Source organism: Arthrobacter sp. NPDC058192 (assembly GCF_042883665.1).
In the GTDB taxonomy this organism is placed as follows: domain Bacteria; phylum Actinomycetota; class Actinomycetes; order Actinomycetales; family Micrococcaceae; genus Arthrobacter.
In genome coordinates this window covers 245677-270277 of the sequence record NZ_JBHVVJ010000003.1, presented here as the reverse complement: position 1 = coordinate 270277, position 24601 = coordinate 245677, and the positions used below count along the sequence as shown (strand labels likewise).

22 protein-coding genes are annotated in these 24601 nt (G+C 67.2%); 3 read left to right on the top strand and 19 right to left on the bottom strand.

Features of this window, described 5'->3' with window-relative positions; translation table 11 throughout:
• Positions 1–34: 34 nt before the first annotated feature.
• The 8 genes from ACFVVK_RS04935 to ACFVVK_RS04900 all read right to left on the bottom strand — a co-directional run bounded on the left by ACFVVK_RS04935 (position 35) and on the right by ACFVVK_RS04900 (position 9728).
• Positions 35–1825, bottom strand: a complete 1791-nt coding sequence (locus ACFVVK_RS04935) for a DEAD/DEAH box helicase (RefSeq protein ID WP_390264216.1) — start codon at positions 1823–1825, stop codon at positions 35–37.
• A gap of 155 nt (positions 1826–1980) precedes the next feature.
• On the bottom strand, positions 1981–2307 hold the full coding sequence (locus tag ACFVVK_RS04930) for a DUF3039 domain-containing protein (RefSeq protein WP_390264213.1): 327 nt from the start codon (positions 2305–2307) through the stop codon (positions 1981–1983).
• Positions 2308–2380: 73 nt separating this feature from the next.
• Positions 2381–3163, bottom strand: coding sequence for a glucosamine-6-phosphate deaminase (gene nagB, locus ACFVVK_RS04925; RefSeq protein ID WP_390264211.1), 783 nt, complete (start codon positions 3161–3163; stop codon positions 2381–2383).
• 82 nt (positions 3164–3245) lie between these two features.
• Positions 3246–4817 (bottom strand): transporter, encoded by a 1572-nt coding sequence (locus ACFVVK_RS04920; protein ID WP_390264208.1) that lies wholly within the window; start codon positions 4815–4817, stop codon positions 3246–3248.
• A complete protein-coding gene (locus ACFVVK_RS04915) occupies positions 4799–5623 on the bottom strand; it encodes an ABC transporter ATP-binding protein (RefSeq protein ID WP_390264205.1) in 825 nt (274 codons plus the stop codon). Before ACFVVK_RS04915 ends, ACFVVK_RS04920 begins: the two co-directional genes overlap by 19 nt.
• A 96-nt stretch (positions 5624–5719) precedes the next feature.
• Positions 5720–6820 (bottom strand): NADH:flavin oxidoreductase/NADH oxidase, encoded by a 1101-nt coding sequence (locus tag ACFVVK_RS04910; RefSeq protein ID WP_390264202.1) that lies wholly within the window; start codon positions 6818–6820, stop codon positions 5720–5722.
• Complete coding sequence (locus ACFVVK_RS04905; protein WP_390264199.1) at positions 6820–7836, bottom strand: co-chaperone YbbN; 1017 nt, start codon at positions 7834–7836, stop codon at positions 6820–6822. Before ACFVVK_RS04905 ends, ACFVVK_RS04910 begins: the two co-directional genes overlap by 1 nt.
• A gap of 56 nt (positions 7837–7892) precedes the next feature.
• Positions 7893–9728 carry a hypothetical protein gene (locus ACFVVK_RS04900; protein ID WP_390264196.1) on the bottom strand — a complete coding sequence of 612 codons (1836 nt, stop codon included), beginning with the start codon at positions 9726–9728 and terminating at the stop codon, positions 7893–7895.
• 322 nt (positions 9729–10050) lie between these two features.
• On the opposite strand from ACFVVK_RS04900, the gene ACFVVK_RS04895 reads away from it, so the two are divergent.
• Entirely contained in the window at positions 10051–11238 is a 1188-nt protein-coding gene (locus tag ACFVVK_RS04895; protein WP_390264381.1) for an AI-2E family transporter, read from the top strand.
• A gap of 113 nt (positions 11239–11351) precedes the next feature.
• Here ACFVVK_RS04895 and ACFVVK_RS04890 read toward each other — a convergent pair whose 3' ends face one another.
• Together ACFVVK_RS04890 and ACFVVK_RS04885 are read right to left on the bottom strand one after the other, a co-directional pair.
• Entirely contained in the window at positions 11352–12173 is an 822-nt protein-coding gene (locus ACFVVK_RS04890; RefSeq protein WP_390264193.1) for an alpha/beta hydrolase, read from the bottom strand.
• 36 nt (positions 12174–12209) lie between these two features.
• Complete coding sequence (locus ACFVVK_RS04885; RefSeq protein WP_390264191.1) at positions 12210–12563, bottom strand: ATP/GTP-binding protein; 354 nt, start codon at positions 12561–12563, stop codon at positions 12210–12212.
• An 89-nt stretch (positions 12564–12652) separates the two neighbouring features.
• Here ACFVVK_RS04885 and nucS point away from each other — a divergent pair, with 89 nt between their 5' ends.
• Together nucS and ACFVVK_RS04875 are read left to right on the top strand one after the other, a co-directional pair.
• Positions 12653–13348, top strand: coding sequence for an endonuclease NucS (gene nucS / locus ACFVVK_RS04880; protein ID WP_390264188.1), 696 nt, complete (start codon positions 12653–12655; stop codon positions 13346–13348).
• Positions 13349–13647: 299 nt separating this feature from the next.
• Complete coding sequence (locus tag ACFVVK_RS04875; RefSeq protein ID WP_011692441.1) at positions 13648–13851, top strand: cold-shock protein; 204 nt, start codon at positions 13648–13650, stop codon at positions 13849–13851.
• A 250-nt stretch (positions 13852–14101) separates the two neighbouring features.
• On the opposite strand, the gene ACFVVK_RS04870 is transcribed toward ACFVVK_RS04875, so the two are convergent.
• The 9 genes from ACFVVK_RS04870 to ACFVVK_RS04830 all read right to left on the bottom strand — a co-directional run bounded on the left by ACFVVK_RS04870 (position 14102) and on the right by ACFVVK_RS04830 (position 24581).
• Complete coding sequence (locus ACFVVK_RS04870; protein ID WP_390264185.1) at positions 14102–16825, bottom strand: phosphatidylglycerol lysyltransferase domain-containing protein; 2724 nt, start codon at positions 16823–16825, stop codon at positions 14102–14104.
• Complete coding sequence (locus tag ACFVVK_RS04865) at positions 16822–18240, bottom strand: alpha/beta hydrolase (RefSeq protein ID WP_390264182.1); 1419 nt, start codon at positions 18238–18240, stop codon at positions 16822–16824. The genes ACFVVK_RS04870 and ACFVVK_RS04865 overlap by 4 nt, the downstream gene beginning before the upstream one ends.
• A gap of 5 nt (positions 18241–18245) precedes the next feature.
• The gene (locus tag ACFVVK_RS04860; RefSeq protein WP_390264179.1) at positions 18246–18677 is read right to left on the bottom strand and encodes a DUF2550 domain-containing protein; all 432 of its coding nucleotides are present in this window, start codon (positions 18675–18677) and stop codon (positions 18246–18248) included.
• Positions 18678–18687: 10 nt separating this feature from the next.
• Positions 18688–18972, bottom strand: a complete 285-nt coding sequence (locus tag ACFVVK_RS04855; protein ID WP_090581408.1) for a F0F1 ATP synthase subunit epsilon — start codon at positions 18970–18972, stop codon at positions 18688–18690.
• Position 18973: 1 nt separating this feature from the next.
• Positions 18974–20428 (bottom strand): F0F1 ATP synthase subunit beta, encoded by a 1455-nt coding sequence (atpD, locus tag ACFVVK_RS04850; protein WP_390264175.1) that lies wholly within the window; start codon positions 20426–20428, stop codon positions 18974–18976.
• 81 nt (positions 20429–20509) lie between these two features.
• On the bottom strand, positions 20510–21406 hold the full coding sequence (locus ACFVVK_RS04845; protein WP_390264172.1) for a F0F1 ATP synthase subunit gamma: 897 nt from the start codon (positions 21404–21406) through the stop codon (positions 20510–20512).
• A 76-nt stretch (positions 21407–21482) separates the two neighbouring features.
• Positions 21483–23120, bottom strand: coding sequence for a F0F1 ATP synthase subunit alpha (atpA, locus tag ACFVVK_RS04840; RefSeq protein ID WP_390264378.1), 1638 nt, complete (start codon positions 23118–23120; stop codon positions 21483–21485).
• Positions 23121–23202: 82 nt separating this feature from the next.
• A complete protein-coding gene (locus ACFVVK_RS04835) occupies positions 23203–24030 on the bottom strand; it encodes a F0F1 ATP synthase subunit delta (protein ID WP_390264169.1) in 828 nt (275 codons plus the stop codon).
• On the bottom strand, positions 24030–24581 hold the full coding sequence (locus ACFVVK_RS04830) for a F0F1 ATP synthase subunit B (RefSeq protein ID WP_390264166.1): 552 nt from the start codon (positions 24579–24581) through the stop codon (positions 24030–24032). The genes ACFVVK_RS04835 and ACFVVK_RS04830 overlap by 1 nt, the downstream gene beginning before the upstream one ends.
• Positions 24582–24601 lie beyond the last annotated feature (20 nt).

Sequence of the window (24601 nt, the reverse complement as noted above, 5' to 3'; positions counted from 1 at the left end):
AAGGGACCAGGCGATACGCCTGGTCCCTTTCCTGTTATTTGCGCCCGATGAACCAGTCCTGGAGCTTCCGCAGCCGGGTCTGCAGCTGTTCCTCGTTGGCTTGCGCAACCGCCGGGCCGCCGCAGACGGTCCTGAGCTTGGTGTGGATGATCCCGTGCGGCGTCCCGGTCCGGGCGGACCACGCCGCGACGTTCTTTGCCAGCTCCGTGCGCAGGTCCATGAGCATCCGGTGGTCCGGCACGGCCGGGGCTGCCGCCGCGGGGGCACCGACGGCCTGGGTGCCGCGCTTGTTCTTGCGGTTCAGCTGTTCGTGCTGGCGCTGGCGCAGCAGCGTGCCGACCTGTTCGGCGTCGAGCAGTCCCGGGATGCCGAGGAAGTCAAGCTCATCCTCTGAGCCCACTTCGCCGCCGGTGCCGAACTCGCCGCCGTCGAAGAGCACCCGGTCAAAGGACGCCTGCGAGTCGAGGGCCTCGAACTTGCCCTTCATCAGCGTGTCCGAGGCTTTCTCCTCGCGGTTCGCCTCGTCCAGCAGCGAGTCCTCGGGATTGAACAGGCCGTCGCCGTCTTCCTTCTCCGGGCGGTCCAGCGCGTGGTCGCGCTCGGCTTCCATGGAGTTGGCCAGCGCCATCAGCTGCGGCACCGAGGGCAGGAAGACCGACGCCGTTTCGCCGCGTTTGCGGGCACGCACGAAGCGGCCCACGGCCTGGGCGAAGAACAGGGGCGTGGAGGTGGAGGTCGCGTAAACGCCGACGGACAGCCGCGGCACGTCCACGCCTTCGGACACCATCCGCACCGCCACCATCCAGCGCTTGTCGCCGGCGGAGAATTCCTCGATTTTGTTCGACGCCTTGGCGTCGTCGGAGAGGATGACGGTGGGCGACTCGCCGGTGATCCTCTTCAGCTGGCCCGCGTAGGCGCGGGCGTCCTCATGGTCGGTGGCAATCACCAGGCCGCCGGCGTCAGGGACGCTCCGCCGGACCTCGCTCAGTCGCTTGTCCGCACCGGCAAGCACGGCCGGAATCCATTCGCCGGCCGGATTCAGCGCCGTGCGCCAGGCCTGCGAGGTGATGTCCTTCGTGACGGCCGACTCCCCGAGGGAGGCCGCCATTTCATCGCCGGCGCTCGTGCGCCAGCGCATCTGCCCGGAGTACGCCATGAACATGACCGGGCGGACCACATGGTCCTGCAGCGCCTTGCCGTAGCCGTACGTGTAGTCGGCCTTGGAGCGCCGGATCCCGTCCCTGTCCTCGGCATATTCAACGAACGGGATGGGCGAGGTGTCGGAGCGGAACGGCGTGCCGGTCAGGGACAGCCGGCGGGCCGCGGGATCGAACGCCTCGCGGAGGCCGTCGCCCCAGGACAGCGCCTCACCGCCGTGGTGGATTTCATCCAGGATCACCAGCGTGCGGGCGGCCTCGGTTTTGGCCCGGTGCAGCATGGGCTTGCTGGCCACCTGTGCGTATGTCACAGCGACGCCGATGAACCCGCGGCCGTGCTGGCCGTCGGCGTTCTTGAAGTTCGGGTCGATCGCGATGCCCACCCGGGCAGCGGCGTCGGCCCACTGGCGCTTCAGGTGGTCGGTCGGGGCCACGATGGTCACGCGGTTGACCACCCCGGACTCGATCAGCATCGACGCCACCCGCAGCGCGAACGTCGTCTTACCGGCGCCGGGGGTAGCGACGGCGAGGAAATCCTTGGGGTGGGTGCTGAAGTAGCTGTCCAGGGCCTCCTGCTGCCAGGCTCGCAACTTCGGGGCGGTACCCCAGGCGGCCCGCTCGGGATAGGCGGGGGGAAGCGTGGGTCCGCCGAAAAGTGTCTCTGTCATCGGGGCGCCCTCCATCCGCGCATGGCTGCAGCCGACGGGGAAACGCAATTCAGCACAAAAAACACCAATCTATTTTGGACAAAGAAAATCGCGGCGGCGCGGGGGCACCGCCGGGGAGGAACGGCTAGCGGATCCTGATTATTCCGTTGTTGCCGCTACTTGTCGCCGGAGTCCTTGCCGCCGTCGTTCCCGGGGCGCAGGCCCTCGTAGACTTCTTTGCACTCGGGGCAGACCGGGAACTTCTGCGGGTCGCGGCCGGGCGTCCAGACCTTGCCGCAGAGTGCGATGACGGGCTCGCCGGTCAGCGCGGATTCCATGATCTTTTCCTTGCGCACATAGTGCGAGAAGCGCTCCCGGTCACCGGGCTCCACTTCCTGGCGCAGTTCCTCGCGCTCGATCGTTGCCGTTGACGCCCCAGCTCCGGAGAGCTCGCGCATCGGGTCGTTTTCGAGAGGATCGGTCATGCTTGTCATGTCACCCATCTTAGCCGCTGCAAGTGCGCCGGCCGACGTGCCGAAGCGTGACGGCGGAGCTGTTGATGCCCGGCGGCGGAGCCTAGAGGCCCTGCCAGGCAGGTTTGTGGTCGTAGCTGTGGCGATAGTAATCGGCCAGCCTTAGTGACGACGCCGCCGCCTCGTCGACGAGGATGCTGGCGTGCGGGTGCAGCTGCAGCACGGAGGCCGCGCAGATCGCGGCGACGGGGCCCTCCGCGAGATCCCGGACGGCCTGGGCCTTCTGCGCGCCGGCGGCGATGAGGATCACATGGCGGGCGTCCAGGATGGTGCCCAGGCCCTGGGTGAGGACATGGTGTGGCACGTCGGCCACGCTGCCGAAAAATCGTGCGTTGTCCCGGCGTGTCTGTTCAATCAGGGTCTTGATCCGTGTCCGGGATGCCAGCGACGAGCCAGGCTCGTTGAAGCCGATGTGGCCGCCGGTTCCGAGGCCGAGGAATTGGAGGTCCACTCCCCCGGCGTCCCGGATGGCATCTTCGTAGGCCTGGCAGGCCGCGGGGATGTCGGCCGCCGCACCGTCGGGCACTTTCACGTTGGCCGGGCTGATGTTGACCCGGGCCGTGAATTCGCGGGCGATCACCTCGCGGTAGGACGCGGGATGTCCCGCAGGCAGTCCCACGTACTCGTCCAGGGCGAACGCCCGGGCCTTGCTGAAGTCCAGACCGTCGCGCTCGTGCCGCAGCGCCAGCTCGGCGTAGACGGGCAAGGGGGTGGAACCGGTCGCCAGGCCCAGGACAGCGTCGGGCTTGCGGCGCAGGAGGGCCTCCACCGCATCTGCCGCAAGCGAGGCAATCTGCCGGCTGCCGGGCAGGATGACAACTTCCATGATCACTTACCTTCGCTGCTGTTCCGGACCTTTGCCGCTAGTTCCGGGCGCTCCAGTCTGCGCCCTCCCAGCATGCACCCCGTCAGCGGTCGACGGCCAGTTGTGCCAGCAGTTCCGGTGCCCGCCGGTCAAGCCATGCTCCGCCGGCGCGGACCCCGACGACGAAGAGCGCGATGCCGAGCACGGGTCCCAGGACCAGGGTGATCCACCCCGGCAGGGAGCTGCCGGTGATGAACTGCGCGGCCACGAGCGCCAGTTCCGGCGCGACGAGGACCAGGAGCACGGCCATGCCGCCGAACTGCACCGCCAGGGTCTGCGCCACGTTGCCGGGCGGCTTCTTGAACGGGCTGTCCCCGGGCAGCGGGACGTTCACGGTGTACCGCGCCGAGACCACCGAGGCCAGGCCCAGCCCGGTGAAGAGGACACCGAGCGCGAGCCCCAGGACGGCCGGCAGCCGGTCCCAATCGCCGGTGAGGAAGAACGGTCCGATGCTGAAAATGAGCACCACCGGCAACGCGAAGCTCAGGCACGCCACCGCCCGGCCGAGCCGGTCGTGCAGGCCGCGCACCCCGGTGGCCACGTGCAAAGCGAAGGCCGTGCTGTCATAGGAGACATCCGAGGAGATGGACCAGGCCAGCAGGAAGGCCGTCACCGGTCCCACAAACTGGAACGGCGCATAGAACCCGCTTTGGCTGCCCTGGAAGAGCATCAGTACGGGCAGCAGGGGGACGACGACGAGTGCCCCGGCATAGCGCGGGTCCCGCAGCCAGTAGCTCAGCGACCGGGCGGCCACCGCACCAGCCGGCGTCGCCGGAAACACCCGGAACAGGCCCAGGCCCCCGGCGCGCTTTCTGGACGAGCCGGCGTAGGGCGGCGTGGTCAGCGCCCGCTGCAGCAGGCTCTTCCAGCACAGTCCGAGCCCGGCCAAGGTGGCGAGGGCTATGACGAATTTGACCGCTGCCGCTCCCAGGTTGCCGGCGGCGACGTCACCCCCGAGTGAGAAAGCCGCGCCGGCGGGGGTCCACGACAGGGTGCCGGCCAGGTCGGTCAGGAAGTCCCGCGAGCCGGCAATGCCCCGTGCGACGGTCCCGATGATGGGGCCCATCAGGACCAGGGGGATGAGGAAGGCAACGGCGCTGACGTCCTTGAAGCGGCGGGAGCTCGCCAGTCCCGCGGTCGCCGTCGTCACGACCCGGGACAATACGATGCACGTCAGCACGCCGAGCACGGCCCCGGCCAGGGCTGCGGCCGCGGCGGGAATGCTGCGGGAAAAGGTGCCCACGGTGGCGAGGGACACGAGCGCCGTCGCCGCTCCCGGGATGCCGATGAGGCCGCCGAGGGCCAGCCCCGCCAGCAGCTGCGGGGTCGGGACGGCAAAGGTGGTGAAGCGTGCGGGGTCGAGCGTGAGGTCGGCCGCGGACGCGGCCACCGGAATGACGGCCCAGCCTAGGAGCGCCGCGGCCCCGCCAAGCACCACCACCGTCTGGGCCAGCGCGGTGTCCTGCCCGCGCAGGAGCAGCAGCCCGACCACGCAGAGGCCGACGACGCCGAGGGCGTACAGCGCCCCGAGTCCGAGGCCCACGAGCTGCCAGGGGTTGCGCCGGACGCTGTTGCGCAGGAGCGTGACCTTGAGCCTTAGAAGGTGCGCAACCATTCCAGCCCCTCCGCCTGACTCCGGCCGCCGACCAGCTGGACGAAGCGGTCTTCGAGGCTCGCGCCGGCGCGCACCTCTTCCACGGTGCCGGCCGCCAGCACCCGGCCGCCGGCGACGACGGCGACGTGGTCGCACATGCGCTGGACCAGGTCCATGACGTGGCTGGAGACGATGACCGTTCCGCCCGAGGCGACATAGCGGTCCAGGATGTCCCGGATGTTTGCCGCGGAGACGGGGTCCACCGATTCGAACGGCTCGTCCAGGACCAGAAGCCGCGGTGCGTGGATCAGGGCCGAGGCCAGGGCGATCTTCTTGGTCATGCCGGCGGAGTAGTCGACCACGAGGGTGCCGGCGTCCTGCGTCAGGTCCAGGGCCGCGAGCAGTTCCTGGACCCGCGATGCCACGACGTCCTTGTCCATGCCGCGCAGCAGGCCGGCATAGGTGACCAGCTGCGTGCCGCTCAGGCGGTCGAACAGCCGGACGCCGTCGGGCAGGATGCCCATCAGCTTCTTGGCGCGCAGCGGCTCCTGCCAGACGTCGACGCCGTGGACCAGGGCAGTGCCGAAATCGGGGCGCAGCAGGCCCGTCGCCATGGACAGGGTGGTGGTCTTGCCCGCGCCGTTGGGGCCGACCACCCCGAAGAAGGAGCCGGCCGGGACGTCCAGGGCAATCCCGTCGACGGCTATCTTGTCCCCGAAGCGCTTGGCGAGACCGCGCAGCGACAGGGCGGGAACCGGGGGAACCGGCGGCACGGACGGTCCCTGCGGGGCTGGCTGTCCCTGCGGGGCTGGGGGCTGGTAAGTCATGACGCTAGACTAACCGTCCCCCAGCGCGGAATGGATCGTCCGCAAGGCGTAGTTTCGTGCCCGGCGGCCGGCTGGCCGGAAGGCTGGCAGGGTGTCCTAGAACGTATGCCGGGGCTTGGCGCGTTCGTACTGCGGCGGCCACGCCAGGTCATGGCCGAGCTCAAACGCGGCCCGCAGCCACCAGTGCGGATCCCGCAAGGCGGCCCGGGCTATGAATACGCCGTCGGCTTGGCCGGTCGCCACCGCGTGCTCGGCCTGCCCGGCCGAGGTCAGGAGTCCCACGGTGCCCGTCCTGACCCCGGTTTCGCGCCGGATCCGGGCGGAGAAACCGGTCTGGTAGCCGGGGCCTGCGGGGATCTGCTGGTGGGCAACGGCTCCTCCGCTGGACACGTCCACCAGGTCCACTCCGTGCTCGGCGGCGGCTGCGGCCATCCGGACCGAGGCCTCGGCGTCGATCCCGCCCGGCGCCCAGTCGGAGGCCGAGATCCGCAGCAACAGCGGCATCGAGTCCGGGATGACATCCCGGACGGCGTCCACCACGGCGAGCGTCAGCCTGTTGCGGCCGGCTTCGTCCCCGCCCCAGCTGTCCGTGCGGTCATTGATGAGCGGGCTTTGGAACTGGTGCAGCAGATAGCCGTGGGCGCCATGGATTTCGATCGTGTCGAACCCGACGTCGACGGCCCGCACGGCGGCGGCCGCGAAGTCGGCGATCACGGCGTCGATCTGCGCCTCGGTCATGGCCGACGGCGGCGCGTAGCCGTCGAAGGCCCCCGTGCCGGGGCCCACGGTGTCCCAGCCGCCCTCGGACGCCGGCACGCTGCCCTTCTTACCGGAGAACGGCCAGTACGAGGACGCCTTGCGCCCCGCATGCGCCAGCTGGGTGCCGATCTTGGCCCCGGCGGTCCCGTTCCGGTGCACAAAGGAGGTGATGCGTTCCCACGCCTCGGCCTGGCGATCGTTGTAGATGCCGGCGTCGCGGGGGCTGATCCTGCCCGCGGCGTTCACGGCGTTGGCCTCGGTGAGGATCAAGGCCGCTCCCCCGGTGGCGAACGAGCCCAGATGCATGAGGTGCCAGTCCGTGGGCACGCCCTCGCCGGTGCCGGGCTCGCAGCTGTACTGGCACATCGGGGACACCCAGCCGCGGTGCTCCAGCCGCAGGGATCTCAGCTCCAGCGGCGCAAAGAGAGCCGACCCCACTAGAACAGCACCCGGGCGAGGCCCTGCCGGGCCTTGGCGACGCGCTCGTCACTGGCGCCCACGACGTCGAAGAGCTCCAGCAGCCGGACCCGGGCGGTCTCCCGTTCCGGGCCGAAGTTCCGGCCGATGAACGCCACGACCCGGCCCAGGCCGTCCTCGATGTGCCCGCCGGCGATGTCGAGGTCGGCGACGCCGAGCTGGGCATCGATGTTGTCCGGCTCATCGGCCGCGAGCCGGCGGAGGGCATCCGCCTCCGGTCCCGAGATGGACTGCAGTCGCTCCATGAGTTCCACCTGCGCCAGCCCGGCCTTGGCGTCGGCGTCGGCGGGCATTTCGTTCAGGGCCTGCCGGTAGGCTGCCGCCGCGGCCGCGTAGTCGCCGGCCTCGATCGCGTCGAACGCGGCCTGGTGTAGTGGCGGCAGCGGCGGGGCCTCCGGTTCCGTGCTGCCGGGTCCGCCCGCGCCGATCCGGCCGGTCACGCCGTTCGCGGCCGCCACCTTGAGGAGTTCATCGAACAGGCTGCGTACCTGCTGCTCGTCGGCGCCGCCCTGGAAGAGCGGAACGGGCTGGCCCTTGACGACGGCGACGGCGGTGGGTACGGCCTGCACCTGGAAGGCCTGGGCAAGCTGCGGGAAGACGTCGATGTCCGCGGCGCCGAGGACCAGCCGGCCGTCATAGCTCTCGACGATGCCTTCGAGGACGTCCACGAGCGCGCCGGAGCCGGGCGAGTAGGAGGCCCAGAGGGCGATCACCACGGGCACCTGGGCCGACAGTTCCACGAGTTCCTGGAAGTTGCCCTCGGTCACGTCCACGCGCAGGGGCCGGCCGGCGTGCCCGCCGTCGCCGGCCGCTGCCGGGTCACCGGCCGAAGCAGCCGGCCCTGCTTCCGGGGGGCGTGCTGCGGACGGGCGCGCGGGGGCCGGCCGCTGTTTTAGGGCAGAAAGGTCGACGGCGCCGCGCAAGTTGAGCGGGCTGGCGGCAACTGGCGGGACCGGTCGGGAAGCTGGCGTAGTCATAGCACCACTCTAGCCATTCGAGCCGGCCCCGGCGCCACCCCGGGCGCCGCGGGCGGCTACTTGAAAGCCGCCCCGACCAGGCCCCGGGTGGCGGCCACGAGCTTCATCGGATCCGAGGACCCGGTCGGCGGGACGTAGACGGCTACGGACTCGGCGAAGTTGAGCACCATGCCGGTGCCGGTCTCCTTCCCGCCGGCGAGGGCGGCTGCGTCCTCGCCGATCGTGAGCTTGTCGCCGGATGCCTTCGGGGTGCCGTCAAAGGCGAAGTTCAGGCGGCCCAGGACCAGGGCTCCGCCGTCGGCCGTCCGGAACACGACAGTGCTGCCGGGCGCCACCTTATGCGTGAAGGCAAAGCTGCCGTTGACGCCGGACTTGACGACGTCCGCCTGGTACGCGAGGGTGTCCGCAATGTACGGGGATGACTGGCCTTCAACGAGCTTGTCCTTGAAAGTGGAGTCGGCCTTGGTCAGGCGGTCACCGAGCCCGGCGAGCGCTTCCTCGCCGCTGTACAGCAGCCCGGACTTGTCGGAGTGGGCCAGGGTCTGCGTGCCTTCGCGCCCGATCGCCGGGAACGTGGCGCCGGGCTGCAGCGGCGTGGTGCTGACGAGCTTGTAGTTCTCCCGCGCGGTGGCCTGGGTCAGGGTCAGCAGCTGTGGCACGACGTTGCCCTCGCCCTGCGTCACGGCCAGGACCGAGCGGGGCCAGCTGCGCTGGTTCGTGACCACCGTGGTCAGCAGTTTTGTGGAGCGGACGGGCATGCGGGCCTCGTAGGAGCCGACCTTTGCGCGGACCTTGTAGTTCTGCGTGCGTACCTCGAGCTCGGACTGTGCCACGCGCGGCTTCAGTTTGGCGGCGTCCTTGGCAGCGTCTCCGGCATCAACGGCACTGGCAACCTGTTCCAGCACGCGGCGGAACTGGGCGTCCAGCAGCACCGGCGCTTCACCGGCCTGGTCCTGGCCGGCGGTGCCGGGGGTCGCGCTGCCGGAGGCCGGAGCGCTGGGAGCCGGGGCGCTGGGAGCCGGGGCGCTGGCGCTCGGCGACGGTGCGGGCGTCTGGCTCGCCTGGGCCGCCACGGAGGTGCCGCCGACGGCGGCGGCCGTCAGGACCGCCACGATGATGCCGGAGCGCCGCGCCTTGGTGACGCCCTTGAACGGCTCGGGGGTGGTGTTCCCGGGCGTGGACTTCTCGGGCCCCGTGGCCTCTGGCGCTGCGGTCTGTGGTGCTGCGGTCTGTGGTGCTGCGGCGTTGGCCTGACGGCGGCGGCCGAAGATGCTGCTGCCCCCGCCGCCTGCCCGGTTGCCGGACTTGGGCTTGAGGACCATCAATGCACCGCCGGCGATGATCAGCAGGCCACCAAGCACCATGAGCGGAATGGCCCAGGGCGTGGAGGCGTCATTGACGAACGTCATCGTGATGGAGCTCGGGGCGGGCTTGGTGCCGTCAGTTGCCAGCAGGAGGGACCAGTCGCCGTCGGCCGGCGCGTTCCAGGAGTAGTTCATTTCGCCGCTGGCGTTCTCGGTGCTGACCCAAAGATCGGACCCGGCGGGCGAGGGCGCGGTGGCTTCGCCGTCGGTATGCGTCACCTGCAGGGCCTTGCCGTCGTCCGAGACGCCGGCCACGGTGTTGTGCGCCGTCTTTGCCACCCAGGCGTCGACGTCGTCCGGGCGGCCCGCGGCGAGCATGAAGCTGCCTTCGCCCTTGACGTTGATCTGCACGGTCCCGGAGTGCAGCGTCCTCAGCTTCTCGTCGAAGACGGTCAGCGGCGCGGCAGTGCCCGCGGGAGCGGTGGCTGTGATTGTCTCTGGAGGAGCCCAAAAAGTCTTCTGGCCGATTCCGGCCAGCAGTGTCAGGAGGCCGAGCAGCACCAGGGCGACTGCAGTCTTGAAACGCAAAATACACCTATCATCAGCGGAGACTTAGCTTCAATAGTAACCATTTTGTTACCCCTGAGTCAGATCGGCGGCCCCGTCCCCCCGCGCCCGGGGGGACCGCCGCGGCCCGCCGCCCTTGTGTTGACAAGCCTGCTGATAGTGTTTGCGGTGATCATCACACTAGGGCCGCCTGCCTGGCGCCACGAAGAATTAAGGGCATTTAAACGCAGTGACTGAACATACGGATTCATCCTCCGCCGGATCGGAAGAAGCCCAAGAATCCGGCAGCCAGGAACGCCGCCCGCAGCCAGCCGTCCCGAGCCCCCGGGCAGCCGCCGCCAGTTTGCTCGTGTCCGTGGCCCGCCGCCTGCGCCAGCCGATTCCCGGAGCCCAGCCCCGGCTTCGCTTCGAAATGCCGCCCGACCATGAGGCCGAGGCCGCCACGGCAGCCGAGGACGGGACCGGCGCCCGCTTCGGCAGCCCCGGACCGCGGATGTCCGCCCAGCACCCGCTGTATATGGGCTTCATGGGCACAGTAGGCGTCGGCTTCGCGCTGCTGGTCTACTGGATCGGCTCAAACACGACGCAGCTGCTCCTGTGGATCCTCACTGCTCTCTTCATCACCCTTGGGCTGGACCCGGTGGTGCGCTGGCTCGAAGGCAAGAACGTCCCCAGGCCGGCCGGCATTCTCATGTCCGTCTCCACACTGGCACTGGGGGTGGCCGCATTCTTCGCCACCCTCATCCCCACGATCGTGCAGCAAGTCACACAGGTGGTGCAGCAGGCGCCGCAGTGGGTCCAGAACTTCATTGATTCCGACTTCTTCCACAGCGTTGACAGGCAGTTCGGCATACGGGACCGCATCGCCCAGGAGCTCACGAAGTTCGTCAACAACCAAGAGGCCATGAGCGGCATCTTCGGCGGGGTTGTGGGCTTCGGCTCCACCGTAGCCAACGGGTTGTTCGGCGCTCTGATCGTGCTTGTCCTGAGCCTGTACTTCCTGGGTGCCCTTCCCTCGATGAAGAAGTGGGGCTACCGGCTGGCGCCGCGCACGCGCCGGGCCCGGGTTGCCGCCCTGTCCGAGGAAATCACCAGTTCCGTGGGCAACTACGTGATCGGCCAGGCCGCCGTAGCACTGCTGAACGCCACGTTCGCCTTCATCGTCATGTCGATCATCGGGGTGCCGTTCGGCACGCTGCTGGCGTTCGTGGTGGCCCTGCTCGCCTTCATTCCGCTCGTGGGCGGCATGATCGCCGGGTTCCTCGTCACCCTCGTGGCCCTGTCCGCCGGCTGGCAGACGGCACTAATTTTCGCCATCTGCTACTTCGCCTACCTCCAGTTCGAGGCCTACTTCATCTCACCCCGGATCATGCAAAAAGCAGTGGCGGTGCCCGGTGCGGTCGCCGTCATTTCGGTGATCGCCGGCGGGAGCCTGCTCGGCGTGCTCGGAGCACTGATCGCCATCCCCACAGCAGCGGCGATCCTGCTGCTGGTCAAGGAAATCTTCATCGCCCGGCAGGACAGCCGCTGACCGGTCTTCGCACCGAAAGCCGGTTACCGCAACGAAACAGGACAGCCGCACCGTGGATCCACGGTGCGGCTGTCCTGTTTCGGTGCGGATTTCCGGGGGGCTGCGCGGATTCCTCAGGCGTGGGCCGTGGCGACCGGTCCGTCCCATTCCTGTGGCAGCGCAGTTCCGGCAGCACCTGCAGAGCCACCGGGAACACCGCCGGGAATGACCTCGTCCACGATCTCGTTGAGCACCCGCCCGGCGTACTTCTCCCCCACCCACAGATGCTTCGCGCCGTCCACGCCGATCACCTGTGCCTGGGGCACGACGGCGAACCGTTCCGCCGCAGCGGCCGGCTGCAGGTAGTCATCGTGCTCCGGCACCAGCACCTTCAGCGGCTTGCCGGCCCTGGCCCATTCCAACAGATGCGCGTCCGTTGCCCGGTGAAGCGGAGGCGAGAGCAAAACAGCCCCCTCGACCTCAGAAGCTACTGGTTCCGTGGCCCCGTACATGAGGGCAAGCTCGGTGCCGAAGGACCAGCCCACCAGCCACCGGTTCGGCAGGCCACGGTCGACGGCGAACCGCACGGCGGCCTCGACGTCGAGGCGCTCCCCGATGCCTTCCTCGAAGGATCCCCCGCTGACGCCCCGCGGCGAGGACGTGCCGCGGGTGTTGAAGCGCAGCACCGCGACCCCGGCGAGGGCCGGCAGCCGGTAGGAGGCCTTGCGGTAGACGTGCGAATCCATGAAGCCGCCGTGCGTCGGCAGCGGGTGCAGGGTGATGAGGGTCGCCTTGATCTCCCCGGATTCCGGGACCGCGAGTTCACCCACCAGCCGGTGCCCGTCCGAGGTGCGCAGTTCGACGTTCTCGCGGCGGGCTGGGAGGACAGTAGAGGCGCGGATCGCGGTTGGCGTGGACGGCTGGGTGAAGACGTACGACGCGGGATCAAAAGTCATGCTGTCCACCTTAGCGAAACCGGTCAGCGGAACCGCCTAGCGGTACCGGTAGGTGCGCGTGGTCCAGCAGTTGGTGTGCCAGTGGCGTCGCTCCGCGAGGCCAGCGGCGGCACCGAAGAGATGGTCTTCGGACCAGACCACCAAGTGGGCGATGCCCGGCAGCACGGCCGTGGAACAGCCGGGGCAGATGTAAGTCTTCTCCGCACGGCTGGCGGTCATAGAGCGGACCATCCATTCACCGTCCGGCGCGCTCTCCCTGCGCGCGAAGCCTGAGCGTGCACGTTCCAGATCGAGCTCCGGCGCCGGGCCATGCTTCGCTCCGGGCGCCTTCTTTCCCGAAGCAGCAGCCCTTCCTGAAGCAGCGCGGCGGGGTCGGTTGGAACGGGGCATGCCTCCATTCTGCCCCAGCCCGGCCGCCTCTTCGCGCTCCGCGGCCAGGCCCCGGACCCGTCCGGCTCACGGAAGGTAGAGTAGACCGGGTGCGTTTAGTCATAGCCCGTTGCTCCGTCGATTACGTCGGCCGCCTCAAAGCCCATCTCCCTCTGGCCACCCGGCTGCTGCTCGTCAAGGCCGACGGCTCCGTACTGGTCCACTCCGACGGCGGGTCCTACAAGCCGCTGAACTGGATGAGTCCTCCAGCGTCGCTGCGGGTGTCCACGCCCGAAGAGGTCGATGTCGAGATCGGTGTGATCGAACAGTGGACGGTACAGTCCGCCAAGACCGACGACCGGCTGATCATCAACATTCACGAGCAGCTTCACGACACCTCCCACGAACTGGGCCAGGACCCCGGCCTGATCAAGGACGGCGTCGAGGCCGACCTCCAGCGCCTCTTGGCGGCCCAGATCGAGCTGCTCGGCACCGGATTCTCGCTGATCCGCCGCGAGTACTTCACCGCGATCGGCCCCGTGGACATTCTGGCTAGGGACGCTGACGGCGCCACGGTGGCCATTGAGCTCAAGCGGCGCGGCGACATCGACGGCGTCGAACAGCTCACGCGGTATCTGGAACTGCTGAACCGGGATCCGTTGCTGGCGCCGGTCCGCGGAATCTTCGCGGCCCAGCAGATCAAGCCGCAGGCCAAGGTCCTCGCCAAGGACCGCGGAATCGACTGCGTCACCCTGGACTACGACGCCATGCGCGGCGTTGACGACAGCGCGTCCAGGCTCTTCTAGACCGGGCTCCGGCCGCTCCGGGAAGCCCTCCGGGGCCGGTGATTCCCGTTCAGCAGTTCTTTGCACAAATTTTATGCAATTCTCGCTTGCGACCGTTGACCTGACGCAGGTGACATGAAATTCTTATACAAGTCTTTGTGTAGGTGTTTTTTCATGCTCGCAAGACATGTTGCGAGCGTGAAGCTCCTGCCGCCAAGGTCCGTGTATCCGGCCCGAGGCCAAGGTTCTTCTCGCAGAGTGACCAAAGTCCGGTGTGAAGTGCACCAGGCTTATTCAAGATCCACAATGAGGAGAAACAAATGGCACAGGGAACCGTGAAGTGGTTCAACGCAGAAAAGGGCTTCGGCTTCATCACCCCGGATGACTCCGACGGTGACGTCTTCGTTCACTACTCCGAGATCCAGACCGGCGGCTTCAAGACTCTCGACGAGAACCAGCGCGTTCAGTTCGAGATCGGTCAGGGCGCCAAGGGCCCCCAGGCTACCGGCGTGACGCTGGTCTAGTCTCCCGCCAGGAACTGCCAAGTGCATTTCCGGTAAAAAAATGGTTCCCGGCATTTTGCCGGGGGCCATTTTTTTGCATTGCCAGGACGGGTGGCCTCCCATTTCGCTGCTTTACCGCAGGGGCGCCGATTCGGCAGGCGGCAAAAGCACTCGCGCTGGCGGACAATTCAGCAAAACAAAGTGACCCCTGAACAATGGGAAACCACGCCGGGCGGCCGGCCGACGCAGAAGCGCACAACTGCATTCCCGCCTACCGCACGAGCGTTCGCAACAGACGCGCACTCTGCCGGACGGACAGGCCGGGAAGATACGCCCGGCTCAGCGCCCGGCCCATCGCGGGCAGTTGCAGCGGATCCTGGTAGTACAGGTAGAGCGTCCGGTAGTCGGGTTTGAAGCGCGATTTGAACGTTGCCAGCGATCGGAAGCCGTACACGGGTTCCAGGGCACGACCCACCACGTCGAGGATTCCAGCCAGACCGTTCGGGCCGGCCTCGGCTGCCGCGGCGTCAGTTGCCTCCCTGGAACCGGGCTCACCGGAACCGGCCTCACCGGAACCGGCCTCACCGGAACCGGCCTCACCGGAGCCGGCTTCACTGGAACCGGTTTCTCGAAGCCCCGCTTCACTGGAACCGGTTTCTCGAAGCCCCGCTTCACTGGAACCGGCGCCTTCCTTAGCCAGCGGCGAGCCGGAAAGGGAGATGACCTCGACAGTGCGTTTGAGCTCCAGCACCGCGGAAGCGATGAGGAACTCCATGACGCCAGGAAAGGCGTCTCCGCGGCGCCGCATGAAGTCCAGGGTCCAGCTGACCAACCGGCCGTCCTCGTACACCGGCAGCCAGCTGGTGACGCCCTGCACCCGTCCCGCGGCGTCCACGGCCAGGCAGCAGAGCACTTCGTCGTCGTCGAGCTCGTCGATGCCGCCCAGCGTGAACCCCATTTCCGGCACGTGCTTTTGCGCCGCCCAGTCTTCGGAGACCTCGATGAGCTGGGCGCGCAGCGCGGCCGGGAATTCGCTGTAGCGTCCCCACACGACGCCGACGCCGGTCTTGGCCGCGCGGTTCAGGGCCGTGCGGACGTTTTGCCACTCCTTGCCCTTGAACTCGAGTTTGCGCACGGCGAGCCTGGTTTCCTGTGCCACGGCTACACGGCGGAAGCCCCTGGTGCGCAGCATCGGCCAGAGTTCGGCGGTGCACGAGTAAAAGCATGGGATCAGGGCGTGCTCGGCGCAGTAGCGCATGAACCCTGCCGCTGTTTCCTCACGGAGCGCCGCGGGACCAAACGGCCCGGCGAGCGTCAAGGCCACGTTGCCGTGCTGCTGGTACGCGACCCCCGCGCGCCGGTCCGCTGTGAACCAGTATTTGTTAGGTTCCCAGAGCGCCATCCAGGACAGCGAGTCACCGCCCTGGCGGATCAGGTCACGGGCCGAGTCGCGGTCCCCAGAACCGGCGTCCGTGCTGCTCGGCCCGGTACCATGCAGCCGCCGCCGCAGGACCAGCCAGACCGCAGCCAGGGCAACACCCCAGAAGATGATGCCGGCAGAGGCGAACAGAAAGGCTTCGACGGCGTTCCGGTTCTGGAAGAGGCGGCCGTAGGCGCCCGGAATGGGCAGCGGCAGGTACTGCCGGGCGAGTTCGGCCGCCAGGCCCAGCACTCCCCCGTCACGGTCCATCCCGCCGGCGGCCAGCCACGCCACGGCATAGGCGCCGGTGAGGGCCAGCCACGTGCCGCCGACCACCAGGCCAAGAATTTTCCGGGCCCGGGGCGCCGTCTCCACCCGGAACTGCCGGCGGTTGAGCCAAAGCAGCACAACGAGCAGCAGCGGCACGGCCACCAGCGGAAGCACGTGGACGAAGCCTGAGCCCATGATGGCAGTGCGGGGCCGGGTGGGGTAATGCGGGATGCGGGCGAACAGGGCCAGGTATACGGCGGCGAGGGCGGTCACGCCGAGCTGGACGGAGATGGCGATCCGCAGGGCCAGCCGGCGTCCGTGCCGCATGCCGTCCGCGCAGATCAGCAGGAGGACCACCGGGACGACTGCCAGCGCGAGGCCCAGCGGGCCGGCGAAACCGGACCGGCCGGCCTCCAGGCAACTGACGTCGACGGTCCCGCCGCAGTTTTGCTCCAGCTGGCTCAGCGTGGGCAGCGGATTCAGCACGACGTCGCGCAACAAGGCGAGCGGCCCCGTGGGGCTGCTGACCGCCGCCGTGAGGATCGGTCCCACCGCAAAGATGGCAACCGTGAGAGCCAGCAGGTTGCGCGTTTCGCGTCCCGTTGAGCGGTGCCGGTGCAGGGTCCCCCGGTCGTCCTGAATCCACCAACCTGTAGCCAGGCCGGCGAGGGCCCCGGTGAGCCCCACCACCGTCTCGGGATGCCCGACATAGAGGACCAGCAACAGGGAGGCGGAGATGACGCCGGTCCGCAGGCGCCGCTGCCACAGGGCAGGCAGCAGCCCGCTGGCGGCCAGGGCCACGGCGAGGATGGCGGCGTACGGGCCGATCAGCCGGGCATTGACCATGAGGCCAAGCCAGTCGTCGCCGAGATACCGCGCAACCTGCGTGGCCAGCAGGTATAGCGATACCGCCGCGAACTGGCCCGCGAAGAAGAAGACGGCCGTCCGCAGCGTGCCCAGGTGCCGTTCGGCAAGACCCAGCAGCAGCAGGATCATCAGCGACGCTGCCAGGTAGGCCAGCAGATTGGTGGCGAAGAACATGGACGTGAACAGCGACCACCAGTGACCTGCCCGCAACCCCGGGGCGCTGACGGAGGCCAGCGGCAGCAGGGCCTTCGGCGGCCCGGACAGGAAGCTGCCCGTGATGGCACCGACCGCGAGGAAGGTCGAGAGGACCGCCAGGGTGAAGGGCACGGCCCGGAAGTGTGCAAGCGTCCGCCGCATGCCCTGCCGCCATACCCCCAGCCACGATGCGTCCTCCGGTCCCTGGCGGGCGGTGTTCGGGGCGTTGGTGTCCGCACTCATGGCGCGATCCCCCAGCGGCGGGAGAGGAAGTCCAGTCCGCCGGGCAGGCCGTTGGCTGCGGTCTCCCAAGAGTGCCCCAGGTTCGCGATCCGGTGCGATTCGACAGTGAACCCGGCCTTTCGTGCCGCCTCAGAAAGCACGTCCATGTGCCCGATGAATTCCGGGTCCCGCTCGCCGGCGGCGAAGTACGCGCCGTGGCCGTCGAAGCGGTCCTTGGCCATGACGGACAGCGGCGTCAGCCGGTCGAAGGAGGCAGCGTCTGCGCCGAAGGTGGCCTGGATGGTCTTGTCGCGCTCCTTGGCGATGGCAGGTTCCTTCTCGCTGGAGAAGGCCAGCGCGGCGCCGTAGACGTCAGGATGCCTGGTGACCATCTGCAGGGCGCAGGTACCGCCGAAGGAGAAGCCGCCCGCTGCCCACTTCCGCGGATCCGGATCCACGTCGAACGTCTGGTTGATCCAGTCAGGCACGTCCCGGGCCAGGTAGGTGTCCGCCCGGGCGATCCGGCTGTCCATGCACAGTGTGTTGGCCGAGGCCGAGCCGTTGGGGTCGACCACCACCGTCACAGGCGCCACCCCAGCATGCTGGGCGGCAAAACTGTCGAGACGTCTCTGGAGCGCGCCGCCGGTCAGCCAGTCGGCGGGGCTGCCCGGCTGGCCGGAGAACAGCACGAGGACAGGCAGCGCGGGCCTGGGGGAACTCTGGTAGGCCGGCGGAAGGTAGACGTAGGCGTCCCGGCTTTGGAAGCCGGAAATTGTGCCGGGGATTGCCGCCTTGCGAATGATGCCCGACGGAAGGTCCCGGGGGGCGCGCCACTGTTCGAGGCCTGCGGCAGCCGGAGCGCCGGCCGCACGTCTCAGGCCGGCGTCGAGCGTCGGGATCCGGGCCACTGCCGCCCCGGTCAGGTCGCCGACGGTGTGGTTCAGGCCGAAGTAGATGTTGATCTGCACGGCACACAGCGCCAGGACGGCCAGGAAGGCAGCCGCTGCGGCGGCACGTGAGCGCCAAGCGTCCGCGCGGTTCCGTCGGGTGCTGTTCCGTCGGGTGCTGTTCTGTTGGGTGCTGTTCTGTCCGGCCCCGTTGCGGACACCGACGCCACTCGGGCGGCCAACGCCGCGCAGGAGCAACAACAACAAGGCCACGACGGCGGCTGCGGACCACGCCAGCGGCTCCGCGGGAAGTTCCGAAGGGAAGACAGAGACCGCATAAATCAGGAACCAGTGCACGGCCGCGACGAGGGCCGCGGCGAGCAGGACCACCCCTGCGAGCGTGACAGCGGCCGGGCCGGGGGGACGCCACCGGCGGCCACGCCCGAAGACGGCGTGCCAGAGAAGGTAGGCCAGGCCGGCGGCACCGGCGGCCCACGCGGCCCAGGCAACCGGGCCGTCGACCACGCGCAGGTCGTCGATGAATTCCACCGGCGCTAGCGCCAGGTGCCGACGCCGATGACGGGTCCGGCCTCAAGCCAGGACGACAACCCTGTGTAGGCGTCGAACTTCATCGCCAGCAGGACTTGCTGCCCCTCGTAGCGGAGCTCCACAATCACAGCGTCAGGCTGGACCTTGAGGAGCTCGGATTCGGTGGGTTTGCGCCGCCCCAACAGCTCCAGCGAGCTGCGCCGGAAGGTGTGCTTGGGGCGCACGCTGAGTGAGACCACACGGAACCACTCGAGGTCGTTGTCCTGATAACGACAAACCCCCATCTGCCAGCTCTTTCCAGCCGTGCAAATGGAGGCGTCCACCGTGCCGAGGGCACGCCGCAGATTGAAGCGGCGCACCCCCGCAAGGCACAGTGCAAAGACCAGCAACGCGAAGGCAGTTGCCAGGACGATGAACGGCAAACCAATATCGTTCATCAAGGTCGTGCTAGCGGATCCCCGCAGTAGCCGCTTCGCCCATTTGGGCGTTGTCAGCAACAATAACCACCCTGTTGTTGTCGACGGAGAAGAATCCGCCGTCGACAGCTACAGAGATCCGGTCACCGGAAACCGGCTCGATGGCCAGTTCACCTTCGGCCAGAATCGCCAGCAGGGGCGAGTGGCCGGGCAGGATTCCGATTTCACCATCGCTGGTGCGGGCCTTGACCATCTTGGCCGCTCCGGACCACACGAAGTGATCCGCTGCGACAATCTCAACCTCAAGCTCAGCCATATTACTTGGTCTGTTCCTGGATCTTGGCCCACTGGCGCTCGACGTCGTCCAGGCCGCCGACGTTGAAGAACGCCTGCTCTGCAACGTGGTCAAGCTCGCCGTCGCAGATCGCGGTGAAGCCTTCAACGGTGTCCTTGATGGACACGGTGGAGCCCTCGACGCCGGTGAACTGCTTGGCGGTGTAGGTGTTCTGCGAGAGGAACTGCTGGATGCGGCGTGCACGCGACACGACGATCTTGTCTTCTTCAGAGAGTTCGTCAACGCCGAGGATGGCGATGATGTCCTGAAGTTCCTTGTTCTTCTGCAGGATCTGCTTCACGCGGACGGCCGTGTTGTAGTGGTCGTGGCCGATGTACTGCGGATCCAGGATGCGGGAGGTCGACGTCAGCGGGTCAACGGCCGGGTACAGACCACGGGAGGCGATTTCACGGGACAGTTCCGTGGTCGCGTCGAGGTGTGCGAAGGTCGTGGCCGGAGCCGGGTCGGTGTAGTCATCTGCGGGAACGTAGATGGCCTGCATCGAGGTGATGGAGTGGCCCTTGGTGGACGTGATGCGCTCCTGGAGGAGGCCCATCTCATCAGCCAGGTTGGGCTGGTAGCCCACGGCCGAAGGCATGCGGCCGAGGAGGGTGGAAACCTCGGAGCCTGCCTGGGTGAAGCGGAAGATGTTGTCGATGAAGAGCAGCACGTCCTGGTTCTGCACATCGCGGAAGTACTCCGCCATGGTCAGCGCGGACAGCGCCACGCGCAGACGTGTTCCCGGCGGCTCATCCATCTGGCCGAACACAAGCGCGGTGTCCTTGAGGACGCCTGCCTCTTCCATTTCGACCCAGAGGTCGTTGCCTTCACGGGTACGCTCGCCGACACCGGCGAACACCGAGGTGCCACCGAAGTTGCGGGCAACACGGGTGATCATTTCCTGGATCAGCACGGTCTTGCCGACGCCGGCACCACCGAACAGACCGATTTTTCCACCCTTGATGTACGGGGTGAGGAGGTCGATCACCTTGATGCCGGTTTCCAGCATCTCGGTGGAGCCTTCGAGGGTCGCGAAGGCGGGAGCCTTGCGGTGGATTGACCAGTGGTCCGAAGCCTGGATCTCGGATTCTTCAACGTCAAGCGGCTTGCCGAGGACGTTGAAGATGTGGCCCTTGACGCCGTCACCCACGGGAACGGTGATGGGCGAGCCCGTGTCCACCACGTTGGTGCCGCGGACGAGTCCGTCAGTGGCCTGGAGGGAGATGGCACGGATGAGGTTGTCGCCCAAGTGCAGGGCAGTCTCGAACGTGATGGTCTTGGTCTCACCGTTGAGAGTGATCTCGGTGGTGAGTGCGTTGTAAATCGCGGGGATTGCGTCAGCCGGGAATTCGACGTCGACAACCGGGCCAATAACGCGGGCAATACGGCCGGTGGCACCGGCCGTTGCGGCTACGCGTTCGGTAGCAGTGGCAGTCATCTCTCTCACTTCACTCAGTAGATGGCGTGGGGTTAAGTTTATCTCTTGGTGCAGGTACAGCTGGATCCGGGCTCGTGTTGGCTAGGACGCGCTCAAGGCGTCGGCACCGGCCACGATTTCGGAAAGCTCCTGCGTAATTTCAGCCTGGCGGGCAGTGTTGCGCAGACGCGTGTACTTCTTGATGAGTTCCGTGGCGTTGTCACCGGCGGACTTCATCGCCCGCTGGCGGGCTGCGAGCTCGGAAGCTGCTGCCTGCAACATGGCGGCGAAGATACGTGATTCGATGTAGCGCGGCAGCAGGGCATCGAGGACCTGCTCCGTTTCCGGCTCGAACTCGTAGAGCGGCAGCAGGTCCGATTCGGACGCGGCGGTCTCTTCGACGACCTCGAGCGGCAGCAGACGGACGACCGTCGGCTCCTGGGTGACCATCGACTTGAAGCGGGTGTACACGACGTGGATCTCGTCGACACCGCCCTCTTCTTCGTAGGCGGCTGCGAAGTCGGCCAGCAGTGCTTCACTGACTTCCTTCGCCGTCGCAAACTCCGGTGCATCCGTGTTGCCGGTCCATACGCGGTGGTACGGCCGGTTCCGGAAGTCGAAGTACGCCTGCGCCTTGCGGCCGACCAGGAACGTCTTGACCTCTTTGCCTTCCGCGTGGAGCAGCTCGTTGAGACCTTCGGCCTGCTTGAGGACGCTCGCGGAATACGACCCTGCGAGGCCGCGGTCCGAGGTGATGACCAGGACGGCGGCCCGGCGGATCTGTGCCGGCTCGGTGACCAGCGGGTGGTCGACTTCGCTCTGGCTTGCGACAGCAGAAACGGCACGCGTGATCGCGTTCGCGTAAGGCAGTGAAGCTGCTACGCGTGCGCGGGCCTTGCCGATGCGCGAGGTAGCGATCAGTTCCATCGCCTTGAAGATCTTGCGCATCGACGTCGTCGAGCTGATCTTCTGGCGGTAGACCCGGATCTGGGCTCCCATACTTATCCTTTCCTATAATCCCGATGGCCGGGACTGCCGGAACCCGTGCGGGTCCCGGCAGTCCCTGCCAGCGAAACTAGCGCTTCTGCTTGACGATTTTTTCCTGGTCGACCTGATCCTCGCCGATGGCGTTGTGCTCCTCATGGCCCGCACCGACCAGGAGGCTGTCCCCCTCGCCGAAGAAGCCCTTCTTGAAGTCCACGATCGAGGTCTTCAGTGCTTCAGCGGTGTCGTCGTCCATGACGTTGGTCTGCGCCAGCGTCGTCAGGATGGAGGACTTGTGCTTGAGGTGCTCCAGGAACTCGGTCTCGAAGCGGCTGATGTCTTCAACCGGAACGTCGTCGAGGTAGCCGTTGGTGCCGGCCCAGATGGAGACGACCTGGTTCTCTACCGGGAACGGCGAGTACTGGCCCTGCTTGAGCAGTTCCATCAGGCGTGCACCACGGGTCAGCTGCTGGCGCGATGCGGCGTCGAGGTCCGAGGCAAACATGGCGAAGGCCTGCATGTCGCGGTACTGCGCCAGTTCCAGCTTCAAGGTACCGGAGACCTTCTTCATGGACTTGACCTGGGCGGCGCCACCGACGCGGGAGACGGACACGCCGACGTCGACGGCGGGACGCTGGTTGGCGTTGAAGAGGTCCGACTGCAGGAAGATCTGGCCATCGGTGATGGAGATCACGTTGGTCGGGATGTAGGCGGAAACGTCGTTCGCCTTGGTCTCGATCAACGGCAGGCCGGTCATCGAGCCTGCACCGAGTTCGTCGGACAGCTTGGCACAACGCTCCAGCAGACGGGAGTGCAAGTAGAAGACGTCGCCCGGGTAGGCTTCGCGTCCAGGCGGGCGGCGGAGCAGCAGCGACACTGCACGGTAAGCCTCGGCCTGCTTGGACAGGTCATCGAACACGATGAGGACGTGCTTGCCGCCGTACATCCAGTGCTGGCCGATGGCCGAGCCGGCGTACGGTGCCAGGTACTTGAAGCCTGCGGGGTCGGACGCGGGAGAAGCCACGATCGTGGTGTATTCCAGTGCGCCGTTGTCCTCCAGCGTCTGGCGGATAGCCGCGATCGTGGAAGCCTTCTGGCCGATGGCGACGTAGATGCAGCGCACCTGCTTCTTCACGTCACCGGAAGCCCAGTTGGCCTTCTGGTTGATGATCGTGTCGATGGCGATGGCCGACTTGCCGGTCTGGCGGTCACCGATGATCAGCTGGCGCTGGCCGCGGCCAATCGGGATCATCGCGTCGATGGCCTTCAGGCCGGTCTGCATCGGCTCGTGGACCGACTTGCGCTGGGTCACGCCGGGCGCCTGGAGTTCCAGGGCGCGCGACGTTTCGGCCTTGATGTCACCAAGGTCGTCCATGGGCTGGCCCAGCGGGTCAACCACGCGGCCGAGGAAGGCGTCGCCGACCGGCACGGACAGAACCTGTCCGGTGCGGTGGACTTCCTGGCCCTCTTCGATTCCGGTGAAGTCACCGAGGATGATGACACCGATCTCGCGGACGTCGAGGTTCTGGGCCAGGCCCAGGGTGCCGTCTTCGAAGCGAAGCAGCTCGTTCGCCATGACCGAGGGAAGGCCCTCAACACGGGCGATGCCGTCACCTGCGGTTGTTACACGGCCGACCTCTACGCGCTCTGCGTTTCCGGGTTCGTAGGACGCCGCGAACTCGTTCAACGCATTACGGACGTCGTCGGCGTTGATGGTCAATTCGGCCATCTGCAGTCCCTGCTCTCCTGTTTCGTGATCATCGTTGCTCACGATGACCGGGGTTTCTTGTCGTTAGGTTGTGCTTGTCCGGCTAGCCGGCAAGCTGACGGTGAAGTTCACCCAGACGGGTCAGGACGGAAGCGTCAACCACTTCATCCCCAACCTGGATCCGGACGCCACCGATCAGTGCCGGGTCAACGTTGATGTTGATCTTGAGCTCGCGGCCGTAGAGGGCGTTGAGCCCCGCCTGCAAACGGCTGGTCTGGGTCTCCGTCAGCGGACGGGTGACGCTGACCGTTGCAATCCAGCGCTGCTGGCGCTTGGCGGCAAGCTCGGCGAAACGGCCAACGAGCTTGGTGACCTTGAGCCCGCGCGGAGCCGTGACGGCCTGTCCGATCAGGACTTTCGCTTCCTCGCTTGCACCGGGTACGAGCTTTTCGGCGAGGGTCACCTTGGCGGCCGGGCTGGCCTGCGGCTCGGACAGAGCACGCTGGGCCTCGTGGCTGGACTCGACGGACTGGTTGAAGGTGAACAAATCGTTCTCCAGGGATTCCAGCCCGGTGAGCCCGGAGGCAGAGACGGCCGACTTGTTCTCGGCAACTGCGATGACCACCGAAGCGGCAAGAGTCTCGAGTGCATCGCCGATATCCCGTGCCGACGCCCAGCGGGAGCTGGCCAGTCCGGCAACGATCTCAACAGCATCAGGGGATACTTTTCCGCTGAAAAGCTGCTTGATCAGCGCCGACTTTTCGTCCGCACTGCGGGACGGGTCAGTCAGGGCGCGGCGCAAGCCAGCCGAGCTGTCCAGCGTGCCCAGGATTCCGAAGAGTTCCTTTGCCAACTGCAGCGACGCGGAGGGAAGCTTGGCTTCCAGTGCCGCCAGCGCAGCGGCCAGCGATTCGCTCGATACGCCTGCCATTACTTAGCTACACCCGCGTTCTGGTTCTCCAGATCTGCCAGGAAGCGGTCAACCACTCGGGCAGACCGTGCGTCGTCGCTCAAGGCCTCGCCGACGATGCGGCTTGCCAGCGTCGTGGCCAGCGTGCCGACCTCCGTGCGGAGCGACACAACGGCCGCCTGCCGCTCGGATTCGATCTGCGCGTGGGCCTGAGCGGTGATGCGGGCCGACTCGGCGCCGGCCTTCTCCTTCAGTTCCGCAAGGATCTGGGCACCTTCGGCGCGTGCTTCCTCGCGGATGCGGTTGGCTTCCGCGCGGGCATCCGTGAGCTGCTGCTTGTACTCTTCGAGTGCTGCGGAGGCCTCGGCCTGGGCCTTTTCGGCCTTGGCGATGCCCCCCTCAATGGCCTCGGCCCGCTCTGCGAAGGTCTTCTCGAACATCGGGACAACGTACTTGACCACGATGAACATGAGGACAGCAAAGCCGGCGAAGACTACAAGCATCTCCCAAGGATTGGGAACGAGGGGGTTAGTACCGCCTTCGGTGGCGGCTGAGATGATCGCTTGATGCATATTTCACCCGTCCTTATCTA

Bases quoted from the DNA above. Each gene is read 5' to 3' on its own strand.
- ACFVVK_RS04935 (WP_390264216.1), bottom strand. From the start codon at position 1,825: ATGACAGAGACACTTTTCGGCGGACCCACGCTTCCCCCCGCCTATCCC.
- ACFVVK_RS04830 (WP_390264166.1), bottom strand. From the start codon at position 24,581: ATGCATCAAGCGATCATCTCAGCCGCCACCGAAGGCGGTACTAACCCC.
- ACFVVK_RS04875 (WP_011692441.1), top strand. From the start codon at position 13,648: ATGGCACAGGGAACCGTGAAGTGGTTCAACGCAGAAAAGGGCTTCGGC.
- ACFVVK_RS04905 (WP_390264199.1), bottom strand. From the start codon at position 7,836: ATGACTACGCCAGCTTCCCGACCGGTCCCGCCAGTTGCCGCCAGCCCG.
- atpD (WP_390264175.1), bottom strand. From the start codon at position 20,428: ATGACTGCCACTGCTACCGAACGCGTAGCCGCAACGGCCGGTGCCACC.
- nagB (WP_390264211.1), bottom strand. From the start codon at position 3,163: ATGGAAGTTGTCATCCTGCCCGGCAGCCGGCAGATTGCCTCGCTTGCG.
- ACFVVK_RS04915 (WP_390264205.1), bottom strand. From the start codon at position 5,623: ATGACTTACCAGCCCCCAGCCCCGCAGGGACAGCCAGCCCCGCAGGGA.
- ACFVVK_RS04870 (WP_390264185.1), bottom strand. From the start codon at position 16,825: ATGAGTGCGGACACCAACGCCCCGAACACCGCCCGCCAGGGACCGGAG.
- ACFVVK_RS04855 (WP_090581408.1), bottom strand. From the start codon at position 18,972: ATGGCTGAGCTTGAGGTTGAGATTGTCGCAGCGGATCACTTCGTGTGG.
- ACFVVK_RS04885 (WP_390264191.1), bottom strand. From the start codon at position 12,563: ATGCCCCGTTCCAACCGACCCCGCCGCGCTGCTTCAGGAAGGGCTGCT.
- ACFVVK_RS04890 (WP_390264193.1), bottom strand. From the start codon at position 12,173: ATGACTTTTGATCCCGCGTCGTACGTCTTCACCCAGCCGTCCACGCCA.
- atpA (WP_390264378.1), bottom strand. From the start codon at position 23,120: ATGGCCGAATTGACCATCAACGCCGACGACGTCCGTAATGCGTTGAAC.
- ACFVVK_RS04835 (WP_390264169.1), bottom strand. From the start codon at position 24,030: ATGGCAGGCGTATCGAGCGAATCGCTGGCCGCTGCGCTGGCGGCACTG.
- ACFVVK_RS04920 (WP_390264208.1), bottom strand. From the start codon at position 4,817: ATGGTTGCGCACCTTCTAAGGCTCAAGGTCACGCTCCTGCGCAACAGC.
- ACFVVK_RS04860 (WP_390264179.1), bottom strand. From the start codon at position 18,677: ATGAACGATATTGGTTTGCCGTTCATCGTCCTGGCAACTGCCTTCGCG.
- ACFVVK_RS04930 (WP_390264213.1), bottom strand. From the start codon at position 2,307: ATGGGTGACATGACAAGCATGACCGATCCTCTCGAAAACGACCCGATG.
- ACFVVK_RS04845 (WP_390264172.1), bottom strand. From the start codon at position 21,406: ATGGGAGCCCAGATCCGGGTCTACCGCCAGAAGATCAGCTCGACGACG.